Origin of the sequence: Streptomyces sp. NPDC006476, from assembly GCF_040612015.1 — a bacterium.
GTDB classification, from domain to species: domain Bacteria; phylum Actinomycetota; class Actinomycetes; order Streptomycetales; family Streptomycetaceae; genus Streptomyces; species Streptomyces griseorubiginosus_B.
The window spans coordinates 45,755-65,965 of the sequence record NZ_JBEXPK010000023.1; the positions used below are offsets into that span (position 1 = coordinate 45,755).

The 20,211-nt window shown below is 72.0% G+C and carries 17 protein-coding genes; 5 read left to right on the forward strand and 12 right to left on the reverse strand.

The features are described from left to right. Complete coding sequence (locus tag ABZZ74_RS25645) at positions 1–504, forward strand: GtrA family protein (protein ID WP_356768685.1); 504 nt, start codon at positions 1–3, stop codon at positions 502–504. 430 nt (positions 505–934) lie between these two features. Here ABZZ74_RS25645 and ABZZ74_RS25650 read toward each other — a convergent pair whose 3' ends face one another. Continuing rightward, a complete protein-coding gene (locus ABZZ74_RS25650) occupies positions 935–2,218 on the reverse strand; it encodes an ATP-binding protein (protein ID WP_356768687.1) in 1,284 nt (427 codons plus the stop codon). A 109-nt stretch (positions 2,219–2,327) separates the two neighbouring features. Continuing rightward, complete coding sequence (locus tag ABZZ74_RS25655) at positions 2,328–3,005, reverse strand: response regulator transcription factor (protein WP_240863652.1); 678 nt, start codon at positions 3,003–3,005, stop codon at positions 2,328–2,330. Between the two features lie 293 nt (positions 3,006–3,298). Between ABZZ74_RS25655 and ABZZ74_RS25660 the strand changes: the two genes are divergently transcribed. Further along, on the forward strand, positions 3,299–4,795 hold the full coding sequence (locus ABZZ74_RS25660) for an oligopeptide:H+ symporter (protein ID WP_356768689.1): 1,497 nt from the start codon (positions 3,299–3,301) through the stop codon (positions 4,793–4,795). 66 nt (positions 4,796–4,861) lie between these two features. On the opposite strand, the gene ABZZ74_RS25665 is transcribed toward ABZZ74_RS25660, so the two are convergent. The 6 genes from ABZZ74_RS25665 to ABZZ74_RS25690 all read right to left on the reverse strand — a co-directional run bounded on the left by ABZZ74_RS25665 (position 4,862) and on the right by ABZZ74_RS25690 (position 10,200). Then, positions 4,862–6,112, reverse strand: a complete 1,251-nt coding sequence (locus ABZZ74_RS25665; protein WP_356768837.1) for a hypothetical protein — start codon at positions 6,110–6,112, stop codon at positions 4,862–4,864. 65 nt (positions 6,113–6,177) lie between these two features. After that, complete coding sequence (locus tag ABZZ74_RS25670; protein ID WP_356768691.1) at positions 6,178–7,263, reverse strand: hypothetical protein; 1,086 nt, start codon at positions 7,261–7,263, stop codon at positions 6,178–6,180. Beyond that, positions 7,260–8,084, reverse strand: a complete 825-nt coding sequence (locus ABZZ74_RS25675; RefSeq protein WP_356768693.1) for a hypothetical protein — start codon at positions 8,082–8,084, stop codon at positions 7,260–7,262. Before ABZZ74_RS25675 ends, ABZZ74_RS25670 begins: the two co-directional genes overlap by 4 nt. A 43-nt stretch (positions 8,085–8,127) precedes the next feature. Continuing rightward, positions 8,128–8,814, reverse strand: a complete 687-nt coding sequence (locus tag ABZZ74_RS25680) for an LPXTG cell wall anchor domain-containing protein (RefSeq protein ID WP_207929869.1) — start codon at positions 8,812–8,814, stop codon at positions 8,128–8,130. A 227-nt stretch (positions 8,815–9,041) separates the two neighbouring features. Then, entirely contained in the window at positions 9,042–9,596 is a 555-nt protein-coding gene (locus ABZZ74_RS25685; protein WP_356768695.1) for an ATP-binding protein, read from the reverse strand. Between the two features lie 226 nt (positions 9,597–9,822). Further along, positions 9,823–10,200 carry an STAS domain-containing protein gene (locus ABZZ74_RS25690; RefSeq protein WP_208783826.1) on the reverse strand — a complete coding sequence of 126 codons (378 nt, stop codon included), beginning with the start codon at positions 10,198–10,200 and terminating at the stop codon, positions 9,823–9,825. Positions 10,201–10,439: 239 nt separating this feature from the next. Here ABZZ74_RS25690 and ABZZ74_RS25695 point away from each other — a divergent pair, with 239 nt between their 5' ends. Together ABZZ74_RS25695 and ABZZ74_RS25700 are read left to right on the forward strand one after the other, a co-directional pair. Next, positions 10,440–11,366: an RNA polymerase sigma factor SigF gene (locus ABZZ74_RS25695; protein ID WP_356768839.1), complete on the forward strand. Its 927-nt coding sequence runs from the start codon at positions 10,440–10,442 to the stop codon at positions 11,364–11,366. A gap of 201 nt (positions 11,367–11,567) precedes the next feature. After that, on the forward strand, positions 11,568–13,094 hold the full coding sequence (locus ABZZ74_RS25700) for an RICIN domain-containing protein (protein WP_356768697.1): 1,527 nt from the start codon (positions 11,568–11,570) through the stop codon (positions 13,092–13,094). Here ABZZ74_RS25700 and hutI read toward each other — a convergent pair whose 3' ends face one another. From hutI to hutU, 4 genes are read right to left on the reverse strand one after another with little or no spacing between them, the layout of a single operon-like run. Further along, the gene (gene hutI / locus ABZZ74_RS25705; RefSeq protein ID WP_356768699.1) at positions 13,095–14,279 is read right to left on the reverse strand and encodes an imidazolonepropionase; all 1,185 of its coding nucleotides are present in this window, start codon (positions 14,277–14,279) and stop codon (positions 13,095–13,097) included. Positions 14,280–14,299: 20 nt separating this feature from the next. Further along, complete coding sequence (locus tag ABZZ74_RS25710; RefSeq protein ID WP_356768701.1) at positions 14,300–15,634, reverse strand: formimidoylglutamate deiminase; 1,335 nt, start codon at positions 15,632–15,634, stop codon at positions 14,300–14,302. Continuing rightward, positions 15,631–16,833 carry an allantoate amidohydrolase gene (locus ABZZ74_RS25715; protein WP_356768841.1) on the reverse strand — a complete coding sequence of 401 codons (1,203 nt, stop codon included), beginning with the start codon at positions 16,831–16,833 and terminating at the stop codon, positions 15,631–15,633. The genes ABZZ74_RS25710 and ABZZ74_RS25715 overlap by 4 nt, the downstream gene beginning before the upstream one ends. 41 nt (positions 16,834–16,874) lie before the next feature. After that, complete coding sequence (gene hutU / locus ABZZ74_RS25720) at positions 16,875–18,539, reverse strand: urocanate hydratase (protein WP_356768703.1); 1,665 nt, start codon at positions 18,537–18,539, stop codon at positions 16,875–16,877. A 163-nt stretch (positions 18,540–18,702) separates the two neighbouring features. Here hutU and ABZZ74_RS25725 point away from each other — a divergent pair, with 163 nt between their 5' ends. After that, on the forward strand, positions 18,703–20,073 hold the full coding sequence (locus ABZZ74_RS25725; protein ID WP_356768705.1) for a diaminopimelate decarboxylase: 1,371 nt from the start codon (positions 18,703–18,705) through the stop codon (positions 20,071–20,073). Positions 20,074–20,211 lie beyond the last annotated feature (138 nt).

Here is a 20,211-nt window from a genome sequence, read left to right on the forward strand (position 1 = left end):
ATGGGACAAGGTTCCTCAGGGCTGCGAAGGCTCGTACAGGAGATCGCCAAGTTCGGTGCGGTGGGTGCCCTCGGCACCGTCGTGAACTTCGGCGTCTCCAACCTGCTGTGGCATCTGACCACGCTGCAGGCGGTGCGCGCGAACGTGATCGCCACGGTGGTCGCCATCGGCGTCAACTATCTGGGCTTCCGGTACTTCACCTACCGTGACCGCGACAAGGGCGCCCGGACCAAGGAACTCACGCTGTTCCTGGCTTTCAGCCTGGTCGGCCTGGTGATCGAGAACGGCGTGCTGTACGCCGCGATCTACGGCTTCGGCTGGGACAGCTCGCTGCAGCGCAACATCTTCAAGGTGGTCGGCATCGGCCTGGGCACGCTGTTCCGGTTCTGGTCCTACCGCACCTGGGTCTTCAAGGCCCTGCCGGTCGCGGACGCGGAGGCGCTGCTGGAGGTCGAGGCGATGAAGCGCTCACTGAGCCCAACGGCGGAACAGCACGCCGGCTGACGCGCTACCGGGCCGACACCCTGCCACTCCGGCCCCCGGCACCCCGCCCGCCTGATGCCCAGCCACTCCCAACCTCGCCCCCTCGGCGCCCGACCTGGCCCGTTCGGTTGAACCGGCACGGCCGGGTACATGCTTGCAGCGGAGAACCGGAACCCGCGCGCCGAGCGCGGGCTCCGGTCTCATGTCTGGCACGACCACGCCGCACCGGGCAGCCCGCCCGCCTGTGCCCCCATCCGAAACCGCACCCGTCTGGCCCGACCCGCCGCGCCCGACACCCGGCTCATCTGACGCCCGGACCGCCCAGCACCTTCGGCACCCGACCCATCCAGCCCCGGCCCACACAGCCCCGGCCCACCCGGCCCCAATCCGCCCGGCCCCCGACCCGCCCGAGTCCCGGCCCACCCGACACCCGGTCCGGCCGGGTCCCCGCTCACCTGACCGTCGGCTCCTCGTCCTCTGGCTGGGGGCGCTTCAGTAGGGGGGTGCGGGAGAGGAACAGGCCGAAGACCGGGGGCTTCGTCTGGAGCATCTCCAGGCGGCCGCCGTCCGCCTCCGCCAGGTCGCGGGCCACCGCGAGCCCGATGCCCGTGGAGTTGCGGCCGCTGATGGTCCGCTCGAAGATCCGAGCCCCGAGGTCGGCCGGCACGCCGGGTCCCTCGTCGGTGACCTCCACGACGGCCTGGTTGCCGGTGACGCGGGTGCGCAGCGCCACCGTGCCGCCGCCGTGCATGAGCGAGTTCTCGATCAGCGCCGCCAGCACCTGGGCGACAGCGCCCGGGGTGCCCACGGCCTGCAGATGCCGCTTGCCGGAGCTGACGATGGCCCGCCCGGCGCTGCGGTAGGCGGGCCGCCACTCGGCGAGCTGCTGCTGGATGACCTCGTCCAGGTCGAAGGAGACGGCGTTGCCGGCGCGCGGGTCACGGGAGTTGGTGAGGAGACGTTCCACCACGTCCGTCAGCCGCTCCACCTGGGTGAGCGCCACATTGGCCTCCTCCTTCACGGTGTCCGGGTCATCCGTGAGGGTGATCTCCTCCAGCCGCATCGACAGCGCGGTCAGCGGCGTACGGAGCTGGTGGGAGGCGTCGGCGGCCAGCCGCCGCTCGGCGGTGAGCATCCGGGCGATGCGCTCGGCGGAGGAGTCCAGCACATCGGCGACCCGGTCCAGCTCGGGGACGCCGTACCGCTTGTGGCGGGGCCGAGGGTCGCCGGATCCGAGGCGTTCCGCGGTCTCGGCGAGGTCGGTGAGCGGGGAGGCGAGCCGGTTGGCCTGCCGGATGGCGAGCAGGACGGCGGCCACGACCGCGAGCAGCGCGACCAGGCCGATGACCAGCAGGGTCCGGCCGACCTCGCGGCTGACGGTCGAGCGGGGCTCCTCGATGACGACCGTCTCGCCCTCCTCGCCGTCGGCGTGCCCGCGGATGACCTCGCCCTCGGGCTTGGTGCCGAGGGTGAAGGGGGGCTGCCCGGGGATGTGCACGATGGCGTACCGCTCGCCGGTGACCTGGCTCTTGAGCACGCCCGGGCCGACGGTCCCGGTCCCGGCCCCGCTCAGCCGGCTGTCCACGATGCTGGCCAGCCGCTGCGCCTCGGAACTCACCCGTTCCTGGGCGCTGCTGCTGATGGTCCGCGTCTCGACAATCACCAGGGAGACCCCGAAGACGGCGATGACCACCAGCACGACAGCGAGGGTGGACTGAATCAGACGACGACGCACGGGGCCCTCCGGGCAGCGGTTTTATGCGGACCAGTGTGCCTCGGGGCGCCTGCGACGCGCGTAGTCCCTCCAGCTCTTCCCGGCTCTTCCCAGTTCTTCCGGGCTCTTGCTAGCTCTTCTCGAAGCGGAAGCCGACGCCCCGCACCGTGGCGATGTACCGCGGGTTCGCCGCGTCGTCGCCGAGCTTCTTGCGCAGCCAGGAGATGTGCATGTCGAGCGTCTTCGTCGACGACCACCAGGTGGTGTCCCAGACCTCGCGCATCAGCTGGTCGCGGGTGACGACCCGGCCCGCGTCCCGCACGAGCACCCGCAGCAGGTCGAACTCCTTGGCGGTGAGCTGGAGTTCCTCGTCGCCCATCCAGGCCCGGTGCGACTCGACGTCGATCCGCACCCCGTGCGTGGCGGGCGGCTGCGCCGGCTCGGCCGCGCCGCGCCGCAGCAGGGCCCGCACCCGGGCGAGCAGTTCGGCGAGGCGGAACGGCTTGGTGACGTAGTCGTCGGCGCCCGCGTCGAGGCCGACGACGGTGTCCACCTCGTCGGCCCGCGCGGTCAGGATGAGGATCGGCACGGTGTGGCCTTCGGCGCGCAGCCGGCGGGCGACCTCGAGGCCGTCCATGCCGGGCAGCCCGAGGTCCAGCACGACGAGATCGCAGCCGCCCTGCATTCCGGCGTCCAGTGCCGTGGGGCCGTCCTCGCGGACCTCGACCTCGTAACCTTCCCGGCGCAGGGCGCGGGCCAGCGGCTCCGAGATGGACGCGTCGTCCTCGGCGAGCAGTACACGGGTCATGAGCTGATGGTAGTCCGCTCCTGACCTGTGCTGGGGTGTGATCGGCACGCGGGCTTCTTACCTTTGACCGCTTTGAGGCGAACCTGTGACTACACGGTGGTAGCCCCGTAGGACCTTGGAAAGAGGGTGTACGGTTCCTCGATCGCCTGTGATCCGCGTCTCAAGTCCTTCCATATCCGGCAGTGTCCTGCCGTATGGTGAAAGAACGCCTGTAGCACTGCGGGGACCTTTGGCGCACTTGACGCCGAAGGTCTTCTTTGTGTGCGGTAAACCCCCACCAGCAAGGATCAACCATGGCGTCCAGCCTGACGAAGGACTCGGTCCGCCCGGGCACCCCCGGCTCCGGGAAGACCTTCTTCGGCCACCCCCGCGGTCTGGCCACCCTCTTCATGACGGAGATGTGGGAGCGATTCTCCTACTACGGCATGAAGGCCCTGCTCCCGCTGTACCTGGTCGCCCCGGGCGGCCTGCACCTGAGCGCGGCCACCGCGACCGCGATCTACTCGGTGTACCTCTCGCTCGTGTACCTGCTCGCCCTGCCGGGCGGCTGGTTCGCGGACCGGGTCCTGGGTCCCCGCAAGACGGTCGCCGTGGCGGGCGCGGTCATCATGCTCGGCCATCTCACCCTGGCCCTGCCGAACGCCGGCACCTTCTACGCGGGCCTCGGTCTCGTCGCGATCGGCTCCGGTCTGTTGAAGGCCAACATCTCCACGATGGTCGGCCACCTCTACGACGGCCCGGACGACCCGCGCCGCGACGGTGGCTTCACGGTCTTCTACATCGGCATCAACCTGGGCGCGTTCGCCGCGCCGCTGGTCATCGGCACCGTCGGCGAGAACGTCAACTGGCACCTGGGCTTCGCGCTGGCCGCGCTCGGCATGGCGCTGGGTCTGGCCCAGTTCCTGCTCGGCAGCCGGCACCTGGACGCCCGCTCGGACGTCGTGCCCACCCCGATGTCCGCCGCCGAGAAGGCGGCCACGCTGCGCAAGTCGGCGCTGTGGGCGGCCGTGGCGGTCGTCTTCTACGCGGTCGTCGGCTTCTCCGGCCACTACACGCTGAACTGGCTGCTGGTGCCGATCACGCTCGCCGGTCTGATCATCCCGGTGATGGTCATCGCCCGGATCAAGCGGGACAAGGAGCTGGCGCGGGCCGAGCAGTCGAAGATGACCGCGTACATCTGGTTCTTCGTCGCCGCCGCCGTCTTCTGGATGATCTACGACCAGGGTGGCTCGACGGTCTCGCTGTTCGCCGAGGCGTCCGCGAAGAACACGGTCTTCGGCTGGGAGTTCCCGGTCTCCTGGTACCAGTCGGTCAACCCGGTCATGATCATGGCGCTCGCGCCGGTCTTCGCCTGGGCGTGGCTGGCTCTCGCCCGGCGCGGCAAGGAGCCGAGCACCGCGGTGAAGTTCGCGATGGGCCTTGTGCTGATCGGGGCGTCGTTCTTCCTGTTCCTGGCGCCGCTGGCGATCGCCGACGGCGGTCACAAGGCGGCCGCGCTGTGGCTGGTCGGCATCTACTTCGTGCAGACCGTCGGTGAGCTGACGCTGTCGCCGGTGGGCCTGTCGGTGACGACGAAGATGGCGCCGGCGAAGTACGCCTCGCAGATGATGGGTGTGTGGTTCCTGGCGGTCACCGCCGGTGACGCGACGACAGGTCTGCTGTCCATCGCCGGGGTGGACCTCAACAAGACGGGGATCGTGGCGCTGGAGGCCGTGCTCGCGGTCATCGCCGGTGCGGCGGTGTGGATGTACCGCCGGAAGGTCCGCGAACTCATGGGCGACGTGCACTGACCCACGTTCCGGCCAAGGGCCCTCCGCACCTCGACGAGATGCGGAGGGCCCTTCCGTGCTACGGGGTCACCTGGTCCGCCGTCCCGGCATGAAGGTGAAGACGCCGGCTCCCAGCAGGACCGCCGTGCCGGCCACCAGGCCGAGCGCCTTCAGGGCGCCGTGGTCACCGGAGCCCGTCGCCGCGAGGCCGCCGCTCGACGAACCGCCGGTCGAGGTGCCTCCGGAGGTGGAGGAACCGCCCGAGGCGCCGCTGGCCTGCTGGGTGGTGTCCAGGGTCAGGGAGACGGCCGTCCTGTCGGGCTTGCAGGTCGTCGTCGTGCCCAGGGCGCTGATCGTCAGCACGCCCGGGGAGAGGGTCGAGGAGCCACTCGCCCCCGGCTTGTAGGTGCCGGTGAGGTCGGGGATCTCGATGGGGTCGCCGGTCTTGATGTCCGAGGCGTTGGTCGGGCCCTCCACATGCACGGTGCCCTTGTCCGCGCCGCCCAGGACGACCTCCATCGACGGCTTGACCGAGCCCTTGGGGATGTCGGCCGGGCTGTCCATCACCGACTTCTTGAACTGCACGGTGAGGTCGAAACTGCCGCCGGCCTTCTTGGCGTTGATCTGGATGGGCGAGGTCGCCTTCTTCGTGCCGAGGGGCGACTGGCAGGTGTAGGGGATGTCGACCTCCTTGCCGGTGAAGTCGGTCTGGCCGCTGCCGGTGCCGTCACTGGGGGAGGCCGAGGCGCTCGCCGTGTCGGAGGGGGACGTCGACGCCGACGGGGACGAGGACTGCGAGGCCGTGTCCGTCGGGGAAGGCGTCGTGCTCGACGTGCCGCCGGCGCCCGGTGACACCTCGATGGTCGCCGCCTTCGGCACGGTCACGGTCGGCGTGCACTTGGTGTCCGTCGACATCGCGTTGACCGTGTACGCGTCCGGCGTCAGCGTCACCTCCCCCGCCGTGGTCAGTTTCAGCGAGCCCGTCATGTCGGACAGCACCATGTCGCCGCCCTTGGGGATCGCCGGGTTCTTCCGCGGCCCCTGCATGGCGATGTCGGCGGTCTGCGCGCCGGCCGCCTTCAGCACGCCCGACGGCTGCACGGAGTCGGCGGGCAGGTCGATGATGTTCGGGTTCTTCGAGGCCGCCTGGACGAACTTCCACACCACGTTCACCGTGTCACCCACCTTGGCCGTGGCCGGCGCGGTGATCTCGACCTTCGAGGTGCCGTCGACGGGGGTGATGCCGGCCGGCGGGACACAGTGCGTCGCGTACGACACCTCCGCCGCCTGCGCGGTTCCCGCGGCCAGCCCCAGCAGGGCACCCGCGCCGCCGAGCACCAGGGCGGCCCCCGCCGCCGCGCCGAGCCTCCCTCTGCCGGCCGCTGTGACTCTCCTTCGCTGTCTCACGTGGGTCCCTTCCTGGTGGGAGTCGTTGGACTCGTCGGACTGTCGTCGTGCGGTGCGGAGAGCCGACCGGTCGCCGTGCCCGGATCGGAGTCCGGGGTGAACCACGGCAGGGTCGAAGTCGGGGCGGGCTCCGGCCTGGCCCGGTGGGCGGTGAACCTCGGTACGCGCAGGGCCAGTTCGGGCACCCGCAGGCCTCGGTGGCGCAGGCCGCCGGCCCGGCGCGGCCGTACCCGGTCCACGATCGCCATGCCGGCGCGGAAGACCGCGGCCGGCACGACCAGGCAGACCAGGATCCAGAACAGGGTCACGCCCCAGGGCCGGCCGACGCCCCAGGGCTGCTCGGCGAGGACCTTGCCCTCGTACTTCAGCGAGACGGTGTAGTCGCCGTGCGCGCCGGCGGTGAGCTCCACGGGCAGTTCGATCCGCGCCTTCTTGCCGGAGGCGATCGTGCCGCGCCATTCCTGGTCGTCCCACTGCGGGGCGAAGACGCCGTGCGAGGTGCCGACCTGGAAGACGGGGTTCTTGATCGGTGACGTGCCCGCGTTGCCGACGGTGAAGACCAGCGTGCGGGTGGCCGGCGCGCCGAACCAGGTGAGCAGACCGCTGGAGCCGTCCAGCCGGGTGTCGGTCAGCATCGACAGACGGCCGCCGGTCTGCTCCGCGGGCAGTGGCTCCACCGCGTGCCCGGCCACCTGGAAGACCGCGTCGGCCTGCTCCTTGGCGCCCTCCACGGTCGCCACGTGCACCACGCACGGGCACGGCACCGGCGGTTCGGACACCGGCATCTTCTTGCTGAAGCCGCCCTTGCCGTCGGTGGTGACGGCCCTGCCGTCGGCGTTGGCGCAGGAGTTGGTGCCGCCGACGACGCCCCGTGCGGGCGTGGCCTGTCCGCAGACCAGCATCATCAGCAGCGCGTGCGGCCGCCAGCCGCTGCCGCTGACGGTGATCGAACCGCCGGCGCCCGCCTGGGACATGGAGACCTTCACGGTGGGGCCGTCGGCCGTCGCCGTGCCCGCCGTCAGCGGCAGCAGGAGCAGCGCGAGCACCGCCACCAGCGCCGTGGTCCGCAGCTTGCCGTTCACGTCACCGCTCCCGTCAACTCGGCTTCCGTCCGCGGGGGTTCCGGCTCGAGGTCCGTCGTACGCCGCCTGCGACGCCGTACGAGAAGCAGCGCGCCGCCCGCCGCCAGCGCCGCCGTCGTCCCCGTCACCGCGCCCCAGGGCACGAACCGCGCCGACCCGCTCGCCGTGTCGTGCGCGCCGCCCGCCGCGGTCACCGTCAGTCGCACGTCCACCGCGTCCAGGGCGGGCCGGTCGCGCCAGGGCTCGGTGAGCCGCAGGCGGCGGCCCGGCGCGAGGTGTACCGGCAGAGTGCGCGGGGCCCGGTCCAGGACCGTGCCGAAGACTCCGTCGGCGTGCACGGCGAGGTGCGGGACGAGGGTGGTCGTACCGCGGTTGACCAGGTCGTACGTGATGCGGTCGGGGTGCACCGAGACGTGCTCGACGGTCAGCGCGAACAGCGGCGGTCCGCCCGCGCGGAGGTGCAGCGGCACGGAGCGGGAGCGGCCGGTGGTGTCGCGGGCGACGATCTCGCCGGTGCGGTCGCCGCGGGCGCTCACCGTGAAGGGCACGTCGGCGCGGGTGCGGGCCGGCACCCTGACCCGGCTCGCCGCGAAGGTGACCGTCGCGCCGGTCCCGCTCAGCCGTACGGTGACCGCCCGCCCGCCCCGGTTCACCACGGACACGGTGTCCTGCAGTACGGCCCCGGGGGCGCCCTCGGCGTAGAAGGCGGGCCGCCCGCCCCCGGCGGGCACGAGCGACCAGCCGTCGGCGGCGAGGGCCTGGGGCGCGGCGACCATCACCAGTAACAGGGACACAAACAGGGCACGTGCGGCGGACGACATCCGGCGGCTCCAGCAGTCGTACTCGGTGCGGTCGTACGGCGGTTCAGCGACGGGCCGTCTGATTCCTCCGGGTGATCCACAGCGCGCCCGCCGCTCCGGCGAGGAGCACGGTGCCGCCGAGGGTGCCCAGGGCGATCGCGGAGTCGTCGGGACCGGTCTGCGGGAGCGAACCGCCGGAGTCCGTGCCCGTCGTGCCGGTCCCGCCCGAGGAGCCGCCGCTCGCGGCCGTGACGTCGAGGGTCAGCGCGGGCTGGGGGTTGTTGGACGGCTTGCAGGTCGTCTTCGTGCCCAGGGCCGTGATCGTGAGCACGCCCGGGGTGAAAGTGACCTTGCCGGTCTTCTTCGGCGTGTAGGTCCCCGTCAGGTCATTGATCTTGATGGGGGTGTTGGCCGGTATGGCGGCCGCGTTGGCGGGCCCGGTGACGGTCACGGTGCCGCTGTCGGCGCCGCCCACCGTGATGAGGGCGCTCGGGTTGACCGCTCCCTTGCCCAGCTCCACCGGGCTGGAGGAGACGCCCTTCTGCCAGGACATGGTCAGCTTGTAGCCGCTGCCGCTCTTGACGCTCTTGATGTCGATGGGCGAGACGGCGCTCTTGGGCCCGATCGGCGTCTGGCACTGGTAGTTGACGTCCACGACCTCGGCTCGGGCCAGGGGGGCGGCGAGCAGCACCGCCGAGCCGGCCAGGGCCGCGACGGACGCGAACGCGGCGGTTCGATTCCGGTACGACACGGTTTCCGCTCCCTCTTCGAGTTCCTGACGGCACATCAGATGGGCCGTCAAGGTACGCCCGGGCTCGTGAGGAGGGAAGAGAAGGTACGCGCCGGAGTTGTGGGGATCCGGCGCGCGGGAAAAGGGGTTCGAGTGGAGACCCACGCCGGGGGGATAACCCTCGGTAACCCCAGGGCGGGGCACCTGTGGGGCGGCGGCTCTCTCGGCTCGCGGGGGCGGGCCGCTGATTACGCGGGTGCGCCCAGCTCCGCCCAGACCGTCTTGCCGGCCACTCCCGGGGTTCGTACGACCCCCCAGTCCAGGCACAGCCGCTGCACGATGAACATGCCGTGGCCGCCGGGGCGGCCCGCGCGGTGCGGGGTGCGGGGGGACGGCTGGCCGGTGCCCTTGTCCGCGACCTCCAGACGGATCACCTTGTTGTCGCAGGCCAGGCGCAGCTCGTCCGGGCCCTCGGCGTGCAGACAGGCGTTGGTGACCAGCTCGGAGACGACGAGCAGCACATCCTCGGCGGCGGCCCGACGGTCGGCGGTGTCGGCGGGCAGCCAGCCCCAGGCGTACAGCGCCTGGCGGGTGAAGTCACGGGCGAGCGGGACGACCCCGCTCTCGCCGTCGAAGTTCAGCCTGCGGACCTGGCGCCCCCCGGGCGGCGCGGCCGGCGCCGACGAGGCGGCGGCGTCCCCTCCGGACACCCCGGTCGCCGGCCCGTGCCCGCCGGACGTCCCGGAAGCGCCGCTGGGCTCCGGGCCGCGGTCGCCCGGCGAGTAGGGCCGGGTGGTGCTCATCAGCGCTTCACCTCACCGATTCACCAGTTCACAATTCAAAAGTCTGTACGTTGCTCACCGGCGGTCGCGCCGAAGTGCGCGCCGACCGGTCCAGGATGTCTCCTGCCCGACCGAACCGGCAGAACACCCCCTGATTCGGCACGGAAGGCGTGACGCCCGGAAAGTGCCGGTCACCGAGGGGTGAGCGGGGCACACCGCCGGCCGGACGGCCGGTTCCGGGCCCCACTCAGCCGGTTTCGCCGGCCAGGGCGGCCTCGAGCGTGTCATGGACGCTGAAGACCGCGTCCGCCCCGGTGATCTCGAAGACCCGGGCCACCACCGGCAGCATCGCGGCCAGGTGCACCCCACCCCCGGCGGCCTCCGCCTTCAGGCGGGCCCCGAGCAGCACGTTGAGCCCGGTGGAATCACAGAACTCCAGCCGTGAACAGTCCACGACCAGCCGGCTGAATCCCTTGTCGAGGCAGTCCTCGAGCGGCTCACGCAACAAATCGGCCGTATGGTGATCCAACTCACCGGCCGGGGTCACGACGGCACTGGAGCCCTCTTCCCTGACCTCCACCAGTAGCCGGCCAGACTGTGCGCTGCCGACCGTCCCGCGGTCCATGCCGTCTCTCTCTCCCGCCGTCGAGGCTGCTGACTGACGCCCTCGAACACTACGCCTTCTCCACACTCTCCGACACCCGAACAACCACCCGCAAACGGACATAACCGCACGTAGCGCACTTGCGGCGGGCGTCGTAAAGCGGGTAGGGCTAGTAGAGATACGTAACCGACACGGCCGGCTTTGGAGGCGCCGCACACCGCAGTGCACGGACTGGCTTCGGCAGCCAAATGCCGAGAACGATGGAGGACATCATGTCACCCCGGCTCGACGCATCGCATACCCAGCAGGCGACGTCGACACTCCCTCCGGAACATCTGGATCCCATCGAGACCATCGATCACGATGACAGCGGCGAGGACCTGCTCGCCGGTCTTCCGGAGATTCCCCCCTACGACGAGGTGGGGCCCGTCGACGCACGAGCCCTGTCCAAGACCCTCTTCGAGCGGCTGGAGTCCCTCGAAGAAGGGACGTACGAATACTCGTACGTCCGCAACACCCTGGTCGAGCTCAACCTCGCGCTCGTCAAGTTCGCCGCCTCCCGCTTCCGCTCCCGCAGCGAGCCGATGGAGGACATCATCCAGGTCGGCACCATCGGCCTGATCAAAGCCATCGACCGCTTCGAACTCTCACGCGGCGTGGAGTTCCCGACTTTCGCGATGCCAACCATCGTCGGCGAGATCAAGCGTTTCTTCCGCGACACCTCGTGGTCCGTGCGCGTCCCGCGCCGGCTGCAGGAGCTGCGGCTCGACCTGGCGAAGGCCGGTGACGAGCTGGCCCAGAAGCTGGACCGGGCGCCCACCGTGGCGGAGCTGGCCGAGCGGCTGGGTCTGACCCGGGAAGAGGTCGTGGAGGGCATGGCCGCCTCCAACGCGTACACCGCCTCCTCGCTGGACGCCCAGCCGGAGGAGGACGACGCCGAGGGCGCGCTCGCCGACCGGATCGGCTACGAGGACCACGGGATCGAGGGCATCGAGTACGTGGAGTCGCTCAAGCCGCTGATCGCCGAACTGCCCGCCCGGGACCGGCAGATCCTCTCGCTGCGCTTCGTGGCCGGCCTGACCCAGTCGGAGATAGGGGACGAACTCGGCATCTCGCAGATGCATGTGTCCCGGCTGCTGTCGCGGACGCTGGTGCGGTTGCGCAAGGGGCTGACGATCGAGGAGTGAGGGTCCCGCAGGACGGGTGAGTCCGGGACCTGAAGCCGCCTTCGTGAGTGCGGTGCGCCAACGGGTGCACCGCACCAGGCGTTTCTCCGGTTACCCCCAGGAACCCCTTTCCCGAGGTTCCCTTCCACCACTATGGTCACCCCCCAAACTGGCCGGTTAGTCAGGACCGGCACGCGGGGCGAGGGGCCGAGGAGGCGGTGGATGGCTCGGGCCGGCGGGACCGACAAGGATGTCGAGACCGAACGCGCTCATACGGGGGCGTCCGACGCACGGCTGACCGAGCTGCTGCGTGCCGACACCGCGAGCGCCTTCCAGGCGCTGCAGGAGCTGCGCGCCCGGCACCGTCCGCGGGTGCTGCGCTACGCCCGGCTGTGCACCACGAGCGAGTCGGCGGCCCGTCAGCTGGCGGCGCAGGCGTTCACCCTGGCCGCCCGGGAGACGGCCCGCGGCATCGACCCGGGCGGGCCCTGGCGCCACCAACTGCTGCTGCTGACCTCCCGGCTGGCAGCGGCCTGGGCGATGGACGACCGGGCGGGCGGCCTGGACGCAGGGCTCCTGCTGGTTCTGAACACGGCGGGCCCCGGCGGACCCGTACCGCCGATGCTGGCCGCCTTCCAGAGCCTGCCGTCCCGCACGCAGGGCCTGGTCTGGTACCGCGTGGTGGAGGAGCAGCCGGCGGCCGCGACGGCGGAGTTCCTCGGCATCACCCCCGAGGACGTCGCCTACGGTACCGACCCGGCGCTCCAGCAACTGGCCCAGACCTGTCTGCGCGCCCGGCTGGCGGCCTCAGACGACCCCCAGTGCGCCGACTTCCGCCGGCTGATCGAGGAGTCGGTACGGCCGGACAGCCCCCGCGACAGCGCCGACCTGCACGCCCACATGGCCCACTGCGCCCACTGCACGGCCGCCCACGAGGAGCTGTCGGCGCTGCGCGACTCCCCGCGCACCGCGCTGGCGGAGGGGCTGCTGCCGTGGGCGGGCACGGCGTACGCGACCGACGAGGACGCGCCCCGCCGTCCGGGCTCGCGCGCCGCCTCGCCTGCCTGGCCCCGGTCCCGGCGCTACCTGCTGGCCTCGGTCGCCCTGGGCGTGGCCCTCGCGCCGCTGCTGGTGTTCCTGCTGACCCGCGGTTCGCCCTCGACGCCCGCCCGGCAGTCGGCGGGGGCGGTGGGCACCCCGACGACCGCGCCGCAGGTCACGGTGACGGCGACGGTCTCGACGACGCCGTCGGTTTCGGCCTCGCCGAGCGCCAAGTCCCCGTCCCCCACGAAGAGTTCCGCGCCGCCTCCGTCACCGAGGCCGACCTCCTCCCCCGCCCACGCCCCGAACGGCACCTACGCCCAGGTCGTGAACGTCTCCACGGGCCGCTGCCTGGACATCCGCGACGGCGATCTGTCCAAGGGCACCGATGTGGTGACGGCACCCTGCTCCGGGTCCACCACCCAGCGCTGGCGGGTCGACACCGCCCGCGGGGTGGTGCAGTCGTTCGCCGACTCCGACCTCTGCCTGGACAGCCGGGGCGACGTGGACAAGGGCGTGGGCATCTGGGAGTGCGACTCGGTCGACGGCGACCGCGGCGACAACCTCCGCTTCACCGTCGACTCCGACGGCGTGATCCGCCCGGCCATCGCCATCGAGACGGGCCTCACCCCGGCCGGCGGGGACGGGGTGTCCCTGGCACCGCTGAACGGGGGCGCGGGGCAGCGGTGGCGGGCGGGGGCGTCCTGATCAGTCGGGCCGGGAGTACCGCCGGACGCCCTCGCGCCACACCTCGCTGACCAGCGGCACGCCCGGGCGGTAGGCGAGGTGGACATGGCTCGGGGCGTCGAGGACGAGCAGGTCCGCCCGGGCGCCGGGGGCCAGACGGCCGATGTCGTCCCGGCGCAGGGCCGCCGCGCCGCCCGCCGTGGCCGACCAGACGGCCTCGTCGGGGGTCATGCCCATGTCCCGTACGGCGAGGGCGATGCAGAACGGCACGGACGAGGTGAAGGACGAGCCCGGATTGCAGTCGGTGGAGAGGGCGACCGTGACGCCCGCGTCCAGCAGACGCCGGGCGTCCGGCCACTCGGCGCGCGTGGAGAACTCGGCGCCTGGCAGCAGCGTGGCGACCGTGTCGCCGTTCGCCAGGGCGTCCACGTCCGCGTCGGTGAGGTGGGTGCAGTGGTCGGCGCTGGCCGCGTCCAGTTCGACGGCGAGCTGGACGCCGGGGCCGTGGGAGAGCTGGTTGGCGTGGATGCGCGGGGTCAGGCCCCTGGCCCTGCCCGCGGTGAGGATCGCGCGGGCCTGGTCGCCGTCGAAGGCGCCCTTCTCGCAGAAGACGTCGATCCAACGGGCGTACGGGGCGCAGGCGTCGAGCATCTCGCCGGTGACCAGGGCGACATAGGCGGCCGGGTCGTCGGCGAAGTCCGGGGAGACGATGTGCGCGCCGAGATAGGTGACCTCGTCGGTGTGCGCGGCGGCGATGCGCAGGGCACGGGCCTCGTCGGCGACGGTCAGGCCGTAGCCGGACTTGGTCTCGAAGGTGGTGGTGCCCTGACGGAGGGCCTCGGCGAGATAGCGGGTGAGGTTGGCCTCCAGCTCCTCGTCCGTGGCGGCCCGGGTGGCGGCGACGGTGGTCCGGATGCCGCCGGCGGTGTAGCTCCGGCCGGACATGCGGGCGTTGAACTCCTGGGTGCGGTCGCCCGCGAAGACCAGGTGGGAGTGCGAGTCAACGAAGCCCGGGATCACCGCCCGGCCGCCGGCGTCGACCCGATTGTCAGTGGCGGGTGCTTTGCTTGACTCACCGGTCCACACGACCCGGTCGCCCTCGATGACGACGGCCGCGTCCTGGACCAGACCGAGGGAGGAACCGTCGCCCAGGGAGGGGGAGTTGGTGACCAGCGTGGCGATGTTGGTGATGACAGTGCTGCTCATGGCGTCCTCGTGGGTGGTCGTCAGGCGCGGAGGGCTTCGACCGCCCGCGCGAGGGCGTGCGGCACATCCGGTACGAGGGTGTGCGCCCCGTCGCGTACGACATGCCGTCCGCCCACGATCGTGTGCCGTACGTCCGCTGCCGTCGCCGCGAATACGGCCGTCTCGGCGCCGAGCCTGGGCAGCGGGCCCGCTGTCCTGACCGAGTCCAGCGCGACCGTCGTGAGGTCGGCGAGCGCGCCCTCCTCGATCGTCCCGGCCTCGTCCCAGCCGAGGGCCGCGTGACCGTCGGCGGAGGCGGCGCGCAGCAGGGCCGCGGCCGTCCAGTGGCCGCGGGCGCGGGTGCGCAGGCGCTCGTTCAGCTCCATCGCGCGTGCCTCTTCGAGCAGGTCGACGACGGCGTGGCTGTCGGAGCCGAGGGAGAGCGGGGAGCCCTGCTTCTGCAGTGCCACGGCCGGGCCGATGCCGTCGGCGAGGTCCCGCTCGGTGGTCGGGCACATGCAGGTGCCGGTGCCGCTGCCGCCGATCAGGGCGATGTCCTCATCGGTGAGGTGCGTGTTGTGGACACCGGTGGTGCGCGGGCCGAGGACTCCGTGGTCGGCGAGCAGCCGGGTCGGTGTGCAGCCGTGGGCGGCCTGGCAGGCGTCGTTCTCGGCGGTCTGCTCGGACAGGTGCACATGGAGCGGTGCCCGCCGCTCCTCGGCCCAGCGCGCCACCGTCGCCAACTGCCCGGCGGGCACGGCCCGTACGGAGTGGACGGCGGCCCCGATCCGTGCGTGATCCCGTTCCTTGAGAAGTGAACAGCGTTCGGCCCAGGCCTCCGCATGGCCGTCGGAGAAACGCAGCTGGTGCGTGTTGGGCGCCTCGCCGAAGCCGGAGGAGAGGTAGGCGGTGTCGAGGAGGGTGATGCGGATACCGGCCTCGGCGGCGGCCGCGACGAGCGCCTCGCCCATCGCGTTGGGGTCGGCGTAGGGGGTGCCGCCGGGGGCGTGGTGGACGTAGTGGAACTCGCCGACGGTGGTGATGCCGGCGAGGGCCATCTCGGCGTACACGGCGCGCGCGAGGGCGTGGTAGGTCTCCGGGGTCAGCCGGTCGGCGACGGAGTACATGACCTCGCGCCAGGTCCAGAAGGTGCCGGAGCCGACCTGGACGGTGCCGCGCAGGGCCCGGTGGAAGGCGTGCGAGTGGGCGTTGGCGAGGCCCGGGAGGGTCAGTCCGCGCAGGATCTCGGCTCCGGGGGGCGGACTCGGGACGTCCGTGCGGACGGTGGTGATGCGGCCGCCGTCGATGCCGAGGGCTACGCCCGGCTCGACGTGGGTGTCGAGCCAGGCGTGCTCCAGCCAGTACGTCTGCGTCACGTGCAGGCCAGTCCTTCCAGTACGTCGGCGAGTGCGAGCACACCGGCCACGCAGTCGTCCTCGGCCGCGTACTCGGCCGGGGAGTGCGAGACGCCGGTGGGGTTGCGCACGAACAGCATGGCGGTCGGGATGCGTCCGGAGAGGATCCCGGCGTCGTGTCCGGCACCGGTACCCAGGACGGGCACCCTCAGGTCCGTGTTCTTGCCGAGGATCCGGGCGAGTTCGTCGCGCAGCGCGTGGTCGAACTCGACGACGGGCGTGAAGGACTCCCGGACGACGTCGAGGTCGATGCCGTGCGCCTCGGCGTAGGAGCGGGCGGCCTTCTCGATGCCGCCAACGACGGTGTCGAGGGTGGCCTGGTCCTCGGCCCGGGAGTCGAGCCAGCCGCGCACCAGGGAGGGGATGGCGTTGACGCCGTTCGGCTCGACCGCGATCTTGCCGAAGGTGGCGACGGCACCGGCGAGTTCGGCCTCGCGCCGGGCGGCGAGCACGGTCTCGGCGTACGACAGCATCGGGTCGCGCCGGTCCACCAGCCGGGTCGTGCCGGCGTGGTTGGCCTCGCCCCGGAAGTCGAACCGCCAGCGTCCGTGCGGCCAGATGGCGCTGGCGATGCCGACCCGGTCGCCGGACAGGTCCAGCGCGCGGCCCTGCTCGACGTGCAGCTCGACGAACGCGCCGATGCGGCCGAGCCGCTCGGGGTCGGCGCCGAGGCCCTCAGGGTCGTACCCGGCGGCCTCCATGGCCCGGGGAAGGCTGATGCCGTCCCCGTCGGTCAGCCGGTGCGCCTGTTCGACGGTGAGCTCCCCGGCGGTGAGCCGGGACCCGACACAGGCCAGCCCGAACCGGGCGCCCTCCTCGTCACCGAAGTTGACGACGGCGAGGGGCCTGGTGAACTCCACTCCCCTGCGCCGGAGTTCGTCCAGGGCGGCGAGGGAGGACACGACCCCGAGAGGCCCGTCGAAGGCGCCGCCGTCGGGCACGGAGTCCAGATGGGAACCGGTGACGACGGCGTCCCCCGCGGTGGGGTCACCGAGCCAGGCCCATTGGTTCCCGTTCCGGTCGACCTCGTACGTCAGCCCGCGCGCCTCGACCTGCGCCCTGAACCACTCCCGGCACTCGAGGTCCGCCCCGCTCCAGGCGAACCGCCGGTAGCCGCGGGACTCGGGGTGCCGCCCGATGGGAAGCAGCTCGCGCCACATCTCCTGGAAGGAGGGTGCGCTGCCACTGGCGGAGCTCTCCGTCACGCGTCGTCACCCTCGCGCATCGGCACCCGCACGCCCCGCTCGTCCGCCGCCGACTCGGCGATGTCGTAGCCGGCGTCGACGTGCCGGATGACGCCCATGCCGGGGTCGTTGGTCAGTACGCGGCGGATCTTCTCGCCGCCGAGCTTCGTGCCGTCGGCCACCGTCACCTGGCCGGCGTGGATGGAGCGGCCCATGCCGACGCCGCCGCCGTGGTGGATGGAGACCCAGGACGCACCCGAGGCCACGTTGACCATGGCGTTCAGCAGCGGCCAGTCGGCGATCGCGTCGGAGCCGTCGAGCATGGCCTCGGTCTCCCGGTAGGGGGAAGCGACGGAGCCGGCGTCGAGGTGGTCGCGCCCGATCGCCAGCGGAGCCGCCAGCTCTCCGGAGGCGACCATGTCGTTGAACCGCTCGCCCGCCTTGTCCCGCTCGCCGTAGCCGAGCCAGCAGATGCGCGCGGGCAGGCCCTGGAAGTGGACCCGCTCGCCGGCCATCTTGATCCAGCGGGCCAGGGACTCGTTCTCCGGGAAGAGGTCCAGGATCGCCTTGTCGGTCTTGGCGATGTCGGCCGGGTCGCCGGACAGCGCGGCCCAGCGGAAGGGGCCCTTGCCCTCGCAGAACAGCGGGCGGATGTAGGCGGGGACGAAGCCCGGGAAGGCGAACGCGCGCTCGTATCCGGCGAGTTGGGCCTCGCCCCGGATGGAGTTGCCGTAGTCGAAGACCTCGGCGCCGGCGTCCATGAAGCCGACCATGGCCTCGACGTGTCGGGCCATGGACTCGCGGGCCCGGGTCGTGAAGCCGGCCGGGTCCTTGGCCGCCGCGTCTGCCATGTCCTCGAAGTCGGTGCCCAGCGGCAGGTACGACAGCGGGTCGTGGGCCGAGGTCTGGTCGGTGACGATGTCGATGGGGGCGCCCATGGCGAGCAGCTGCGGGACGAGTTCGGCCGCGTTGCCGAGAACGCCGATGGAGAGCGGACGGCGGGCGTCGCGGGCCTCGGTGGCCAGCTGGAGGGCGTGGTCGAGGGAGTCGGCCCGGACGTCGAGGTAGCGGTGCTCGATGCGGCGGTCGATGGCGCGCGGGTCGCAGTCGATGCAGATGGCGACGCCGTCGTTCATGGTGACCGCGAGGGGCTGGGCGCCGCCCATGCCGCCGAGGCCGGCGGTGAGGGTGATGGTCCCGGCGAGGGTGCCGCCGAACTTCTTCGCGGCGACGGCGGCGAAGGTCTCATAGGTGCCCTGGAGGATGCCCTGGGTGCCGATGTAGATCCAGGAACCGGCGGTCATCTGGCCGTACATGGTCAGGCCGAGGGCCTCGAGGCGGCGGAACTCCTCCCAGTTGGCCCAGTCGCCGACCAGGTTGGAGTTGGCGATGAGGACGCGCGGGGCCCACTCGTGGGTCTGCATCACGCCGACCGGGCGGCCGGACTGGACCAGCATGGTCTCGTCCTGCTTGAGCGTCCGCAGCGTGCGGACCATGGCGTCGAAGGAGCGCCAGTCGCGGGCGGCCTTGCCGGTGCCGCCGTAGACGACGAGCTTGTCGGGGTGCTCGGCGACCTCGGGGTCGAGGTTGTTCTGCAGCATCCGCAGGGCGGCCTCCTGCTGCCATCCCAGGGCGCTCAGTTCCGTACCGCGCGGCGCTCGTACGGGGCGGGGTCCCGACATGGTCTGCCTCCTAGCGGATTGCTCCCAGTGAACTGTTACTGCGGTTATTCACATCCTGACGCCCTGAATAGAACTAGTCAATACATTCGTGGGCCAGCATCGGCCCACCGGAGGTGTTTGGCTGGGACCACACGGACGAGGACGGCGGAGAGCGGGGGACGGCGTGGAGGACAGGGACGGAGTCGGGGCCGGGCGTGCGGCGCGGCGGGACGAGGCGGTGCGGGCCGCCGTGGAGCAGGGGCTGCTCGGGCCGGACGTCCCCATCGTCGGCCTGCTGGACGTCGAGGGCATCCGGGAGTCGGCCGCGGAACTGCGGGCGGCGTTCGACGCGGTCGTGGCGCCCGGCACGCCCGTGCTGCACGCCTTCGCGGTGAAGGCGACCCCGCTGGTGCCGGTGCTGCGGCTGCTGTACGAGGAGGGCCTGGGCGCCGAGGTGGCGAGCCCGGGCGAACTGGCGCTGGCGCGGGCCGCGGGAGTGCCGCCGAACCATACGGTCCTGGACTCGCCCGCGAAGACACCGGCCGAGCTGCGCGAGGCGCTGGCGCTGGGGATCGCCGTCAACGCCGACAACCCGCAGGAGCTCGGCCGCATCGACGCCCTCATGCGGTCGGCCGACAGCCGTTCCCCGCTCGGCATCCGGGTGAACCCGCAGGTCGGTGGCGGGTCGATCGCGGCGACCTCGACCGCGACGGCCACCTCGAAGTTCGGCGTGGCACTGCGCGACGAGGGGGCGCGGGAGTGGGTGGTGCGGGCGTACGCCGAGCGGCCGTGGCTGACGCGGCTGCACGCGCACACCGGCTCCCAGGGCATCCCGCTGTCGCTGATGGCGCAGGGGGTGGGCGAGGCGTACGCGCTCGCGGAGGAGATCAACCGGCGGCTCGGCCGGCGGCAGATCGACACCCTCGACATCGGCGGCGGACTGCCGGTCGACTTCGGTTCGGACGCGACGACGCCGACGTACGCCCAGTACGCGCGACTGCTGGACGAGACGGTGCCGGGGCTGTTCGACGGACGGTACGGGCTGGTGACCGAGTTCGGGCGGTCGCTGCTGGCCAAGCACGGGACGGTGGTGGCCCGCGTCGAGTACGCCAAGAGCGCGGGCGGGCGGCCGGTCGCGGTGACGCACGCGGGCGTGCAGGTGGCGACGCGGACGGTGTACGTACCGGGGTCGTGGCCGCTGCGGATCGCCGCCTACGACGCCAAGGGGCGGCCGAAGGAGGGGCCGCACGTGGTGCAGGACATCGCCGGACCGGCGTGCTTCGCGGGCGACCTGCTGGCCGAGGGGCGGGCGCTGCCGCTGCTGGAGCAGGGGGACTACGCGGCGGCGCTGGACACGGGCGCGTACTACTTCGCGCACCACTACGCGTACAACTCCCTCGCCCGGCCCGCCATTCACGGCTTCGCTCCGGACGGGTCCGGGGGCATCGGTTTCGCGGTCGTGCGCGAGGCGCAGACGCCGGCCGAGATCGTCGCCGAGTCGGGAGGGGCGCACGCCCGCGCGCTCACCACCCTGCGCCCTCAGGGCCGCCGTTGACACCGTACGGCGGACATGCAGGTCAACCCGTGTGAAAACAGGGTCAGTCGACCTACCTTAGCCGCCCGCAGCATGTTCCACCGGAAAATGCCCGATCGCTCACCCGTCGCGCACACGTTGCGTAGTTTCGGCGTCACT